This is a genomic window from Stenotrophomonas sp. Y-13 (genome assembly GCF_046267925.1).
Lineage (GTDB): Bacteria > Pseudomonadota > Gammaproteobacteria > Xanthomonadales > Xanthomonadaceae > Stenotrophomonas > Stenotrophomonas acidaminiphila_A.
Genome location: NZ_CP176501.1, coordinates 1,587,890 through 1,599,686, shown reverse-complemented (window position 1 = coordinate 1,599,686; position 11,797 = coordinate 1,587,890). Strand labels below are relative to the sequence as shown.

Genomic DNA, 11,797 nt, shown 5'->3' with positions numbered 1-11,797 from the left:
GCCTGCGGCGCGCGCTCAATCGCCACGGGCGAGGATGCGCCGGCGGGCGAGCATGGACAGCGGGAAAATCAGCGCGAACACCAGCGCCGCCCATTTCCCCGGGACGAACACGCCCAGCGGGATGGCGCAGGAAAAAACCAGCAGCGGGATCAGCCCGCGCACCAGCAGCAGGCGGGCCTGCGCCGGGCCGAGCCGGGCATGCAGGTCCTCCTGTGCCACCACCGTGCGCCGCAGCAGCCAGGAAAACAGCGAAATGCCGGTGAGCACCAGCGCGTAGACCACGAAATGTTCGGACACCTGGCGGGTCGCGAACGGCATCAGCACGACGAAGAACAGCTGCAGCAGGGCCAGCCACACCAGCCTGGCATTGACCCATCGCACGTGTTTCCAGGTGAGCATGTGCCCGACCCAGAACAGCCCGGTCACGAAGAAGCTGATGACATAGGCCAGCAGCACGCTGAAGGTCTCGCCCCAGGCCTGGTCGGCGCCCACCCGTTCGATCAGTTCGCTGCCCGGCAGGCGCAGTTCGATCGCCAGCAGGGTGATGACGATGGCGAACACCGCATCGCAGAAGTTCACCACCCGCTCATGCGGAAACCGGTCCTCGCGGACCGGTTCCTCGACAGCCTGCTCGACGCCGGCGGGTTCGCGCATGGGCTTACTTGACGCGCGCGGAGTATTCGCCGGAGCGGGTATCGACGCGGATCACCTCGTCCTGGCCGACGAACAGCGGCACGCGCACCACCGCACCGGTCTCCAGGGTGGCCGGCTTGCCGCCGCCGCCGGAGGTATCGCCGCGCACGCCCGGGTCGGTCTCGGTGATCTTCAGTTCGACGAAGTTCGGCGGCTGCACCGCGATCGGCTCGCCGTTCCACAGGGTCACCACGCAGGATTCCTCGCCCTTGAGCCACTTCTCGGCGCCGCCCATGCCGGCCTTGGTCGCCTGCACCTGCTCGAAGGTTTCCGGGTCCATGAAATGCCAGTACTCGCCGTCGCTGTACATGTAGTTCATGTCGGTGTCGACGACGTCGGCCGCATCCAGCGAGTCGGTCGACTTCATGGTGATTTCCTGGGTACGGCCGTCCTTGATCAGGCGGTACTTCACGCGGGTGAACGCCTGGCCCTTGCCCGGCTTGACGTACTCGGTGTCGATGATGACAGCCGGTTGGTTGTTGACCAGGATTTTCATCCCGTTCTTCACGTCGTTCATGCCGTAGCTGGCCATGCTGGAACTCCTGATAAGTGGCAAAACCGGCGCGCGCCTGGCGGCCGGATTAGAATGGAACGCCCGCCATCGAAGGCGGGCATCTGTTTTTCTGGTCGCCCATGATAACCGCAGCCCTCGCCCCCGCTCCACAGGAATCCCCCGCCCCCCTGCCGGCCGGCCGCTGGCAGGCGCTCTGGCGGCAGGCGATCCGCGACCCGGCCGAACTGCTGGCCGGGCTCGGGCTGGACCCCGCCGACCTGGGCGTGTCGGCGCAGGCGCTGGCGCAGTTCCCGCTGCGGGTGCCGCGCGGCTTCGCCGCGCGCATGCGCCGCGGCGACCCGGCCGACCCGCTGCTGCGCCAGGTGCTGCCGGTCGACGCCGAGATGCGGGTGGTCCCCGGGTTCAGCTTCGACGCGGTCGGCGACGGCGCGGCCAAGAAGGCCACCGGGGTCATCCAGAAATACCGCGGGCGCGCCCTGCTGGTGGCCACCGGCAGCTGCGCGATCAACTGCCGCTATTGTTTCCGCCGCCATTTCGACTATGCGGGCGAAAACGCCGCCCGCGGCGGCTGGGAAGCGGCGCTGGCGGCCATTGCCGCCGACCCGACGATCGACGAAGTGATCCTGTCCGGCGGCGACCCGCTGTCGCTGGCCACCGCCAAGCTGGCGGAGCTGACCACGGCGCTGGCGGCGATCCCCCACATCCGCCGCCTGCGCATCCACAGCCGGCTGCCGGTGGTGCTGCCCGAACGCGTGGACGATGAACTGGTGCAGTGGCTGGCCGGCCTGCCCTGGCCGCTGGCCTTCGTGATCCATGCCAACCACGCCAACGAATTCGACGCCGGCGTCGATGCCGCGCTCGCCCGCCTGCGCGGCGCCGGCGCGCAGCTGCTCAACCAGGCGGTGCTGCTGCGCGGGGTCAACGACGACCTGGATGCACTGGCCGCGCTGAGCGAGCGCAGCTTCGCCGCCGGCGTGCTGCCCTATTACCTGCATCAGCTGGACCGGGTGCAGGGCGTGGCCCATTTCGAGGTCGACGACGCCCGCGCGCTGGAACTGCACGCCGCGCTGCGGGCGCGCCTGTCCGGCTACCTGGTGCCGAAACTGGTGCGCGAGATCGCCGGCGACAGCGGCAAGCGGCCGCTACACGCCGGGTAACGGCGGGTTCGCCCCCGCCCGGGGCTTTATCGGTACGTCCGCGTGTGGGGCAAGCCCCACACCTACGTGGGTGGGTCGCCGGCAATATGCACGAGGCCGCCACCTACGTCGTGGGGGCGGGGCTCGCCCCGTCCAGGGGCCTTACCGGTACGTCCCCGTGTGGGGCAAGCCCCACACCTACGTGGGTGGATCGCCGGCAATATGCACGAGGCCGCCACCTACGTCGTGGGGGCGGGGCTCGCCCCGCCCGGAGCTTTCTCGGTATGTCCCGGTGTGGGGCAAGCCCCACACCTACGTGTGGCGCGACGGCCGATGTATCAGGCCGCCGGGCTCGGCGCGGCGTCCAGCAGCCGCACCAGGTCGTCCGAGTCCAGCGGACGCGCCAGCCAGTAGCCCTGTACCAGGTCGCATCCGCGCTCGTTGAGCAGCTCGAACTGGGCCTGGTGCTCGATGCCTTCGGCGACCACGGTGATGCCCAGCGCGTGGGCCATGGCGATGATCGCGCTGGTCAGGGCCAGGTCGTCCGGGTCGCGCTGCAGGTCGGCGACGAAGCTCTTGTCGATCTTGACCCCGTCCACCGGCACCTGGCGCAGGTGGCTCAGCCCGGAGAAGCCGGTACCGAAGTCGTCCAGCCACACCTTGACCCCGGTGCGGTGCAGCTTCTCCAGCAGCGAGGCGGCCAGCATCTCGTCGCCGATCACCGCGGTTTCGGTCAGCTCCAGGTGCAGGCGCGAGGCGGCCAGCCCGGAGACATGCAGGCACTGCTCCACCGCCGCGGCCAGGTCGCCGCTGCGCAGTTGCCGCGGCGATACGTTGACCGAGACGAACAACTCCTCGCCGGCGCCGTTGCACGGCCACTGCCGCGCCCGCAGGCACGCGGCATGCAGCACCTTGGGCCCCAGCGTCTGGATCAGCCCGCTCTGCTCGGCGATGTCGATGAACATTGACGGCGGGATCGCGCCCAGCACCGGGTGCTGCCAGCGCAGCAGCGCCTCCACGCCGATCAGCATGCGGTCGGCGGTGCGGAAGATCGGCTGGTAGACCAGGTGCAGTTCGCCCCGCTCCCAGGCGCCGCGCAGCTCCTGCTCCAGGTGCAGGCGCCGCTCGACCGCATGGTCCAGCGCGCGGCTGTAGTAGCGGAAGCAGCTCTTGCCGGCCAGCTTGGCCTGGTACATGGCGATGTCGCCGTTCTTGAGCAGCCCGGTGGCGTCGGTGGCGTCCTCCGGGAACAGGGTGATGCCGATGGAGCTGCCCAGGAATATCTCCCGCCCCTGCACCTGCAGCGGCGAGCTCAGGTCGGCCACCAACCGCTTGGCCAGGGACGTGGCCATGTTCTCCACCCGGCCCGCCTCGTTGCCGATCAGGATCACGAACTCGTCGCCGCCGAATCGCGCCAGCAGCGCATCGTCGCCACCATCCTGCTGCACCGCCGCGGCGATGCGCTGGGCGAACTGCAGCAGCGCCTCGTCGCCGGCCTCGTGGCCGAGGGTGTCGTTGACCCGCTTGAACTCGTCGATGTCGATGAACAGCAGCGCCAGCCCCTGGCCCGAGGCCCGCGCGCCCAGCAGCCGGTGGTCCAGCGCCTCGCGGAACGCCAGGCGGTTGGTCAGGCCGGTGAGCGAGTCGGTATAGGCCATCTGCCGCACTTCGCGGTCGTGGCGGGCGATGCTCTGGCCCATCCGCCCGAAGGTGCGCAGCAGTTCGCCGATCTCGTCGCCGCGGCGGGTGTCCTGCTGCTCGATCTGGTAGTCGCCCGCCTCGATCCGGCGCGCGGTCGCGCCGAGCCAGCGCACCGGCTGCACCAGCGTGCGCTGCACGTACAGCGCCACCAGGCACGCCAGCCCGACCAGCGCCACCATCATCAGCACCACCCAGGCAAGCTGGCGGCGGTTGGCCAGCCCCATGCGCTGCTCCAGCGCGGCCTTGGCCTCGGCCTCCTGCGCCCGTACCGGCGCCAGATCCATGCCCAGCCGCAGCCCGCCGATGCGCTGCTCGCCGATGCGCAGCGGCAGGTCCACCTCCAGCACCATCGGCGACTCCTGCATCCGCAGCTGCTGGGCGTTGATCGCGCCCTGCGCCAGCGGGTCCTGCATCTGCCGGCCGTAGCCGGCGACCTCGACCGAGCCGTCGTGGATCAGCCGGCCCTCGGCGTCATGCACCAGCACGTAGCTGACCGACTTCTGGCTGGCGGTACTGCGCACCAGCGCGCCGATCGCGTCCAGGTCGGAGAAGTACAGTGGGTTGACCAGTGCGTCGGCCAGCGAGGTCGCCAGCGACGTCCCCTGCTCACGCACGCTGTCGTCGAACACCTGGCTGACCACGCTGCTGCTGGCCTGCAGCAGCTCGCGCTGGGCCGCCGCCTGCCGCGCCAACAGCACCGCGACGATCGCGATCACCACCAGCACCGCAGCGGCGGCCACGCACAGGAAGCGGGCCTGAAGCCCGAAGCGCGGCCGCTTCATTCGACCTCCATGCGTACCCGCGCCAGGCCGGCGCGCAAGCGGTCGAGCGCGCGCTGGCTGGCCGGGTCCAGGCGGTGGAACGCCGAGGTACCGAAGAACTTGCGCAGTGCCGGGCCGGCCGCCGGGTCGCTGCTGGCCTCCAGCAGCACTTCCTGCAACCGCCTGCGCACCGCCGGATCCATGCCCGGCCGCACCATTTCCACCGCGCGCGGCACGTCCTGGGTCTCGTACAGCACGCGCATGTCGCGCCGGAACACCGCCGGCACCCGGCGCTCGTCGAGCCAGTCAACATTGCTGACCACCCCGGCATCGACCACGCGCTTGTGCACGAAGGTGGAGATGTTCAGCTCCGACCGCGCGAACACGTAGCCCACGGTGTCGGCGGTGGGGGTGTCCTGCGGGGTCAGCAGGATTTCCGGACGCACCCCGTGGGCCAGCAGCTCCATCACCGGCACCAGGTAGGAACTGGTGGACCACGCGCTCTGCATCGCCAGCGAGCGCCCCTTCAGTTCGTCCAGGGTGTTGATCGGGCTGTCGCGGCGGACGAAGAACACACTATGGTAGGCGGCCACGCCGCCGCGCTCGGTCAGCAGCAGCGGCTCGGCGCCGCTGCGCTGGCGCAGCGCCATGGCGGTCCCGGACGTCTCCGTCACCCAGTCCACCCGCCCCCGCCGCAGGTAACTGGCCATCTGCTGCATGTCCTTGGCCATCAGGATGCGGCCCTCGACGATCCCCACGTCGCGCATCCTTGGAATCACGTAGTCCAGCAGGGGCTTGAGCTGTTCGTAATGCGACTTCGGATCATCGCTCAGACGCCCCAGCACCAGCACCGAACGCTCGGCTGCCGCGGCCATGGCGGGCACCGCCACGGACAACACCAGCGCGGCTCCCCAGAGCCATCTTGAAACACGCAAACCGGCGCTCCCCCAAGAGTGTGCGCACAGACTATCCGAAAAAAACCCGAATGACGGATGTCTCAGTTCTGGCGCTCGTTGGCCAGCCGCGCCATGCGCTGGGCGTCGGACAATATGCCGCGCAGCAGCCGGACCTCCTGCTCGGACAGGTCGGCCTTCATGAACAGGCGGCGCAGCTTGCGCATGGCCGATTCCGGGGCACGGCCCTTGTGGAAATCGATCTGGTCCAGGGTATCGCCGAGCTGCCCGAACAACCCCTCCAGCTGGGCGTGGCTGGCCGGTGCCTCGCCGTACCCCGGCTCCGGCGGCGGGGCGGCCTGCCCTTCCAGCTGCGCCATGCGCACCTCGTAGGCCAGTACCTGGACCGCCGCGGCCAGGTTCAAGGAGCTGAACTCCGGATCGGAGGGGATGTGCACGGCGGCGTGGCACAGCTGCAGTTCGTCGTTACTCAGGCCGGTACGCTCGCGCCCGAACACGAATGCCACCTCCGCCGGTTCGGCCGCCCGCGCCACGGCGCGCTGGCCGGCCACCTCCGGCAGCAGCTCCTCCAACTGCACCCGGCGCGCGCGCGCGGTGCAGCCCAGCACCAGCCGGCAATCGGCCACCGCGTCGGCCAGGGTGGCGAACACCGGGGCATCGCCCAGTACGTCCTCGGCGCCGGCCGAGCGGCGGAAAGCGACCTCGTCCAGCGGCTGCTCCGGGGCCACCAGCACCAGCCGCGACAGCCCCATGGTCTTCATCGCCCGCGCCGCCGCGCCGATGTTGCCGGGATGCTGGGTGCCGACGAGGACGAAACGGATACGGGCGGAAGCGGACATGGCGAAAAAAGTCAGGAGCGGGACAGCCGCAGATGGTAAACTGCGCGGCCGGCCCGTGCGCCGGGACCGCTCTTTTCCTCCGCCAGTCCGACCCATTCGCCTTCACGGGAGCCCTTCGCCATGCAGAAACCCGCCGTCACCGTCATGGTCAAGGCCGCACGCCTCGCCGGCAACGTCCTGTTGCGCAACATCAACAAGCTCGAAGCGCTGAACGTGGTGCAGAAGGGCCGGATGGACTACGCCAGCGAAGTCGATGGTGACGCCGAGAAGGTGATCGTCAAGGAACTCAAGCGCGCCTACCCGGACTACGGCATCTATGGCGAGGAAGGCGGCCTGCAGGGCAACGGCCGGCAGATGTGGGTCATCGACCCGCTGGACGGCACCAGCAACTACCTGCGCGGCTTCCCCCACTACTGCGTGTCGATCGCCCTGGTCGAGAATGGCGAACCCACCGACGCGGTGATCTTCGACCCGCTGCGCAACGAACTGTTCACCGCCTCCAAGGGCGCCGGCGCGGTGCTCAACGACCGCCGCATCCGCGTGGCCGAGCGCAAGGACCTCGACGGCACCATGATCCACACCGGCTTCGCCCCGCGCGAGCGCGCCCGTGCCGGCAGCCAGCTCAAGACCGTGGATACCCTGCTGGTGCAGGCCGAGGACATCCGCCGTACCGGTTCGGCGGCGCTGGACCTGGCCTACGTGGCCTGCGGCCGCGCCGACGCCTACTTCGAGGCCGGGGTGAAGGCATGGGACATCGCCGCCGGCGTGCTGCTGGTGCGCGAGGCCGGCGGCAAGGTCTGCAATTACCGCGGCGCCACCCTGGCGCGCATGGACGACAAGGGCCCGGAAACCCAGCAGGTGGTGGCCGGCAACCTGAAGGTGTGCGAGGCGCTGCAGAAGGTGATCGTCAACACCGGCCACGCCGCCGAGTTCGATCCGAAGTTCTGATCCGCCTCTCCCGCGATCCCGGACGGCGCCCGCGAGGGCGCCGTTTCTGTTTCTGGCGTGACGCCCGCCGCGGCAGCCGCGAACTGGCGGCCCGCGCGGCTGCGCCCCCATTCAATGTCACCAGATGAAGGCTTTGGCTTTGGCTTTGGCTTTGGCTGTTGCTGGTGCTTTTGCTTTTGACTTACGGGTCCCCTTCCGCAGCGACGGAGCCGGCGGGAAAAACCCGAAGGGCGACGCGCATGGACGCGTGTCGTTTTTCGACGAGACATGGATGTCTCGTCGAAAAATCCCGCCGGCGCAGTGGACCCAGCCCGCGCAGCGAGCTGGGCGCGTAGGCAGGGCGTGCTTTCTTTGGGCCACGTTTCTTTGCACGAGCAAAGAAGAGCTCTTCAACAGCCGAATGGCTGGTCAAGGTGGCTCGCGCCCCGAAGGGGAGCGAAAGCCTTTGATCCTGTTCCCGCCCTTGCTCTGGCTTTCCCTGGACGTCTGTACCAACGCGATAGTCAAAGGGGCCAAGCCAGAGGCCAAGCATGAAAGCGGAAGCTTGAAAGCAGAGCTTTCGCCCCTGCTTCGCAGGAGCGAGTTACTTCTCTTTGCTCGTGCAAAGAGAAGTAACCAAGAGAAAGCACGCCCCTGCCTCCGCGCCCTCCGTACCTGCGGCACTCCGGGTCCACTCCGCCGCCGGGATTTTTCTACGCGACATCCCTGTCGCGTAGAAAAACGACGCACATCCCTGTGCGCCGCCCTTCGGGTTTTTCCCGTCGGCTCCGTCGCTGCGGAAGGGGATCTGAAGTCAAAAGCTCAGGAGCCAAGGCACAAGCGAGAGCGAGAGCGAGAGCGGAAACGCTGCTCCAATGAAAAACGCCCGGCATCCGCCGGGCGTCCTTGGGCTACCGCGGGTTGTCGAACCGGTTACGCCACCGTCGACGAGCGCAGCGCGGCGATGCGCTCCTCCAGCGGCGGATGACTCAGGAACAGCTTCTTCGCCGTCGACCCGGCGATGCCGAACGCCGCGATCTGGGTCGGCAGCGTGCTCTGGCCGTGGTTGAGCTTCAACCGCTCCAGCGCGGCGATCATCTTCTGGCGGCCGGCCAGGCTGGCGCCACCGGCGTCGGCGCGGAACTCGCGGCGGCGCGAGAACCACATCGCGATCATCGTCGCGAACAGGCCGAACACCATCTCCAGCACGAACACGATGATGTAGTAGGCGAAACCACGGCCGCCGTCGCGGTTGCCCGACAGCGCGCTGTCGATGATGCCGCCGACCACGCGCGCCAGCACGATCACGAAGGTGTTGAGCACGCCCTGCAGCAGCGCCATGGTGATCATGTCGCCGTTGGCGACGTGCGCGATCTCATGCCCCAGCACCGCTTCGGCCTCGTCCTCGCTCATGTTGTGCAGCAGGCCGGTGGACACCGCCACCAGCGCGTTGTTGCGGTTGGCGCCGGTAGCGAAGGCGTTGATCTCGGGGCCGTCGTACACCGCCACTTCCGGCATGCCGATGCCGGCCGCCTTGGCCTGGCGCGCCACGGTGTCCAGCAGCCAGCGCTCGGTCGCGTTGCGCGGCTCGGCGATCACCACCGCGCCGGTGCCGCGCTTGGCCATGAACTTGGACAGCAGCAGGGAGATGATGGAGCCGCCGAAGCCGAAGATCGCGGCCATGACCAGCAGGCCGCTCATCTGCGCCGGGTTGACGCGCAGCACCGACATCACGATGCCTGCGAGGACCAGCACGGCCAGGTTGGTCAACAGGAACAGGCCAATACGGGTAAACATGCGGAAGGATCCGGTTGGGGTTGGATGAACGCGCTAAATCTGCGGTGCGGACAGGTTGAATTCAAGCGCGATTCTGACCGACGATTCAGCTTCGATGTACACCTCCCCCTACCGCGGCCGCTTCGCCCCCTCGCCCACCGGGCCCCTGCACCTGGGGTCGCTGCTGGCCGCCTTCGGCAGCTGGCTGCTGGCGCGGCAGGCCGGCGGCCGCTGGCTGGTGCGCATCGAGGACGTGGACCCGCCACGCGAGGTGGCCGGCGCCGCCGCATCGCAGCTGGCGACGCTGGCCGCGTTCGGCCTGCAGCCGGACGAACCGGTGCAGTACCAGAGCCGCCGCCACGGCCTTTACCGCGCCGCCCTCGAACGCCTGCTGGCCGATGGCAAAGCCTTCCCCTGCCACTGCAGCCGCAGCGACCTGGGCGGCCAGCAGGGCGTCCATCGCCACTGTGTCGCCGGCCGCCAGCGGCCGCACCCGGCGATCCGCCTGCGGGTGGCCGACGACAGCCTCGTCGGCTTCGATGACGCGCTCCAGGGGCGCTTCGAACAATGGGTGGATCGCACGGTCGGCGATGTCGTGCTGCTGCGTGCGGACGGTTGCTGGGCCTACCAGCTGGCGGTGGTGGTGGACGACGCCGCGCAGGGCATCACCGACGTGGTGCGCGGCGCCGACCTGCTCGACTCCACGCCGCGCCAGATCCTGCTGCAACGGGCGCTGGGCCTGCCCACGCCGCGCTACCTGCACCTGCCGCTGCTGCTCGACGCGCACGGCGCCAAGCTGTCCAAGTCGCTGGCCGCGCGGCCGGTGGAGGCCGCCGACCCGGTGCCGACGCTGCGCTGGCTGTGGGCCGCGCTCGGCCAGGAGCCCGCCGAACTGGCGGGCATCGACGCGCTGCCGGCGCTGCTGCAGCGCGCGGTGGCCGCGTTCCAGCCGGGCCGGCTGCGCCGCGATCCCATCCCCGCCTCGCCGCCGTTGCCGTGAGCGCGCCCGGTTCACATAGAATCGAAGGTTCCCCAGCGCCTGCGCCTGGAGCGCACCCCATGACGACATCCCGTATTGCACTGGTCACCGGCGGCACCGGCGGTATCGGCACCGCGATCTGCCAGCGCCTGGCCGACCAGGGCCATCGTGTCGCCACCAATTTCCGCAACGCCGACAAGGCCGCGCTATGGCAGGAGCGGATGCGCGCCCGCGGCTACGACATCGCCCTGTTCCGCGGCGACGTCTCCAGCCCCGACGGCGGCCGCGAACTGGTGCAGGCGGTCGAGGCCGGCATGGGACCGGTGGAGATCCTGGTCAACAACGCCGGCATTACCCGCGACACCACCTTCCACCGCATGAGCGCGGAGCAGTGGCACGAGGTGATCAACACCAACCTCAACTCGGTGTTCAACGTGACCCGCCCGGTCATCGAAGGCATGCGCCGGCGTGGCTGGGGCCGGGTGATCCAGATCAGCTCGATCAACGGCCTCAAGGGCCAGTACGGCCAGGCCAACTACGCCGCGGCCAAGGCCGGCATGCACGGTTTCACCATCTCCCTGGCACGCGAGAACGCCGGCTTCGGCATCACCGTCAACACCATTTCCCCGGGCTATGTCGCCACCGACATGGTGATGGCGGTGCCGGAGGAAGTACGCGCCAAGATCATTGCCGACATTCCCACCGGGCGCCTCGGCAAGCCCGAGGAGATCGCCTACGCGGTGGCCTTCCTGGTGGCCGAGGAAGCCGCCTGGATCACCGGCTCCAACCTGGACATCAACGGCGGCCACCACATGGGCTGGTGAGCCCGCCGCGCCCGCCACGGCGCGGCCGGCGGCTTATGCTGCGCAGCATCGCAGCGATGCTGCACGCCGCCGCGCCCCCTTCCCCGGGGCATGCCCCCCTGTACTTTTGGCGGTTGCAAGGCCTGTTGCACTGCGCCATGCTGCGCCCCTACCGTGAAGGAAGAGTGACTGCTTAATGGCTGCGACCCGCATCATCAAGAAGTATCCCAACCGGCGGCTCTACGACACCGAGATCTCCAGCTACATCACCATCGAGGACGTCCGCCAGCTGATCCTGGACGGGGAGGACTTCGAGGTCCGCGACGCCAAGAGCGGCGAGGACCTGACCCGCTCGGTGCTGCTGCAGATCATTGCCGACAAGGAGCAGGACGGCGTGCCGATGCTGTCCACCCAGCTGCTGAGCCAGTTGATCCGTTTCTACGGCGATTCGCTGCAGGGCTTCATGGGCAACTACCTGGAGCGCAGCATGCAGGTGTTCCTGGACCAGCAGCAGCAGTTCCGCCAGCAGATGGGCAACCTGCTCGGGCAGACGCCGTGGGCGATGATGAACCAGCTCACCGAGCGCAACCTGGAGCTGTGGCAGGAATTCCAGCGCAGCATGGGCGCCGGCTTCGGCCGCCCGCCGGCTGCCGGCGGCAAGACCCCCGGGCCGCCGCCCGCGCCACCGCCGGCCGGCAAGACCCGCGGCAACCGCTGAAAGCACGAAGGCCGACGCAAGCGTCGGCCTTCGCAT

General features: G+C 69.0%; 11 protein-coding genes. 5 read left to right on the top strand and 6 right to left on the bottom strand.

Going from position 1 to position 11,797, the window contains the following annotated elements:
• Nucleotides 1–15 precede the first annotated feature (15 nt).
• Both ACJ7VY_RS07200 and efp read right to left on the bottom strand, forming a co-directional pair.
• Nucleotides 16–654, bottom strand: a complete 639-nt coding sequence (locus ACJ7VY_RS07200) for a TMEM175 family protein (protein ID WP_409476682.1) — start codon at nt 652–654, stop codon at nt 16–18.
• Nucleotides 655–658: 4 nt separating this feature from the next.
• On the bottom strand, nt 659–1,225 hold the full coding sequence (gene efp, locus ACJ7VY_RS07195) for an elongation factor P (RefSeq protein WP_054665025.1): 567 nt from the start codon (nt 1,223–1,225) through the stop codon (nt 659–661).
• 101 nt (nt 1,226–1,326) lie between these two features.
• On the opposite strand from efp, the gene epmB reads away from it, so the two are divergent.
• Nucleotides 1,327–2,364: an EF-P beta-lysylation protein EpmB gene (epmB, locus tag ACJ7VY_RS07190; protein WP_409476681.1), complete on the top strand. Its 1,038-nt coding sequence runs from the start codon at nt 1,327–1,329 to the stop codon at nt 2,362–2,364.
• Between the two features lie 317 nt (nt 2,365–2,681).
• On the opposite strand, the gene ACJ7VY_RS07185 is transcribed toward epmB, so the two are convergent.
• The 3 genes from ACJ7VY_RS07185 to ACJ7VY_RS07175 all read right to left on the bottom strand — a co-directional run bounded on the left by ACJ7VY_RS07185 (nt 2,682) and on the right by ACJ7VY_RS07175 (nt 6,558).
• Nucleotides 2,682–4,826 carry a putative bifunctional diguanylate cyclase/phosphodiesterase gene (locus tag ACJ7VY_RS07185; protein ID WP_409476680.1) on the bottom strand — a complete coding sequence of 715 codons (2,145 nt, stop codon included), beginning with the start codon at nt 4,824–4,826 and terminating at the stop codon, nt 2,682–2,684.
• On the bottom strand, nt 4,823–5,680 hold the full coding sequence (locus tag ACJ7VY_RS07180; protein ID WP_312346481.1) for a phosphate/phosphite/phosphonate ABC transporter substrate-binding protein: 858 nt from the start codon (nt 5,678–5,680) through the stop codon (nt 4,823–4,825). Before ACJ7VY_RS07180 ends, ACJ7VY_RS07185 begins: the two co-directional genes overlap by 4 nt.
• Nucleotides 5,681–5,802: 122 nt before the next feature.
• Nucleotides 5,803–6,558 carry an RNA methyltransferase gene (locus ACJ7VY_RS07175; RefSeq protein ID WP_409476679.1) on the bottom strand — a complete coding sequence of 252 codons (756 nt, stop codon included), beginning with the start codon at nt 6,556–6,558 and terminating at the stop codon, nt 5,803–5,805.
• Nucleotides 6,559–6,678: 120 nt separating this feature from the next.
• Here ACJ7VY_RS07175 and ACJ7VY_RS07170 point away from each other — a divergent pair, with 120 nt between their 5' ends.
• The gene (locus ACJ7VY_RS07170) at nt 6,679–7,506 is read left to right on the top strand and encodes an inositol monophosphatase family protein (protein WP_409476678.1); all 828 of its coding nucleotides are present in this window, start codon (nt 6,679–6,681) and stop codon (nt 7,504–7,506) included.
• Nucleotides 7,507–8,418: 912 nt separating this feature from the next.
• Here ACJ7VY_RS07170 and htpX read toward each other — a convergent pair.
• Nucleotides 8,419–9,282: a protease HtpX gene (gene htpX, locus ACJ7VY_RS07165; RefSeq protein ID WP_409476677.1), complete on the bottom strand. Its 864-nt coding sequence runs from the start codon at nt 9,280–9,282 to the stop codon at nt 8,419–8,421.
• A gap of 94 nt (nt 9,283–9,376) precedes the next feature.
• Between htpX and gluQRS the strand changes: the two genes are divergently transcribed.
• From gluQRS to phaR, 3 genes are all read left to right on the top strand, one after another.
• Nucleotides 9,377–10,261: a tRNA glutamyl-Q(34) synthetase GluQRS gene (gluQRS, locus tag ACJ7VY_RS07160; RefSeq protein ID WP_409476676.1), complete on the top strand. Its 885-nt coding sequence runs from the start codon at nt 9,377–9,379 to the stop codon at nt 10,259–10,261.
• Nucleotides 10,262–10,320: 59 nt separating this feature from the next.
• A complete protein-coding gene (locus ACJ7VY_RS07155) occupies nt 10,321–11,064 on the top strand; it encodes a beta-ketoacyl-ACP reductase (RefSeq protein WP_104938602.1) in 744 nt (247 codons plus the stop codon).
• Between the two features lie 175 nt (nt 11,065–11,239).
• Complete coding sequence (gene phaR / locus ACJ7VY_RS07150) at nt 11,240–11,761, top strand: polyhydroxyalkanoate synthesis repressor PhaR (RefSeq protein ID WP_409476675.1); 522 nt, start codon at nt 11,240–11,242, stop codon at nt 11,759–11,761.
• Nucleotides 11,762–11,797: the final 36 nt, after the last annotated feature.

What these genes read in the sequence shown, in the direction of transcription:
- htpX (WP_409476677.1), bottom strand. Translation starts at nt 9,282, where the DNA reads ATGTTTACCCGTATTGGCCTGTTCCTGTTGACCAACCTGGCCGTGCTG.
- ACJ7VY_RS07185 (WP_409476680.1), bottom strand. Translation starts at nt 4,826, where the DNA reads ATGAAGCGGCCGCGCTTCGGGCTTCAGGCCCGCTTCCTGTGCGTGGCC.
- phaR (WP_409476675.1), top strand. Translation starts at nt 11,240, where the DNA reads ATGGCTGCGACCCGCATCATCAAGAAGTATCCCAACCGGCGGCTCTAC.
- ACJ7VY_RS07175 (WP_409476679.1), bottom strand. Translation starts at nt 6,558, where the DNA reads ATGTCCGCTTCCGCCCGTATCCGTTTCGTCCTCGTCGGCACCCAGCAT.
- efp (WP_054665025.1), bottom strand. Translation starts at nt 1,225, where the DNA reads ATGGCCAGCTACGGCATGAACGACGTGAAGAACGGGATGAAAATCCTG.
- epmB (WP_409476681.1), top strand. Translation starts at nt 1,327, where the DNA reads ATGATAACCGCAGCCCTCGCCCCCGCTCCACAGGAATCCCCCGCCCCC.
- gluQRS (WP_409476676.1), top strand. Translation starts at nt 9,377, where the DNA reads ATGTACACCTCCCCCTACCGCGGCCGCTTCGCCCCCTCGCCCACCGGG.
- ACJ7VY_RS07180 (WP_312346481.1), bottom strand. Translation starts at nt 5,680, where the DNA reads ATGGCCGCGGCAGCCGAGCGTTCGGTGCTGGTGCTGGGGCGTCTGAGC.
- ACJ7VY_RS07155 (WP_104938602.1), top strand. Translation starts at nt 10,321, where the DNA reads ATGACGACATCCCGTATTGCACTGGTCACCGGCGGCACCGGCGGTATC.
- ACJ7VY_RS07200 (WP_409476682.1), bottom strand. Translation starts at nt 654, where the DNA reads ATGCGCGAACCCGCCGGCGTCGAGCAGGCTGTCGAGGAACCGGTCCGC.
- ACJ7VY_RS07170 (WP_409476678.1), top strand. Translation starts at nt 6,679, where the DNA reads ATGCAGAAACCCGCCGTCACCGTCATGGTCAAGGCCGCACGCCTCGCC.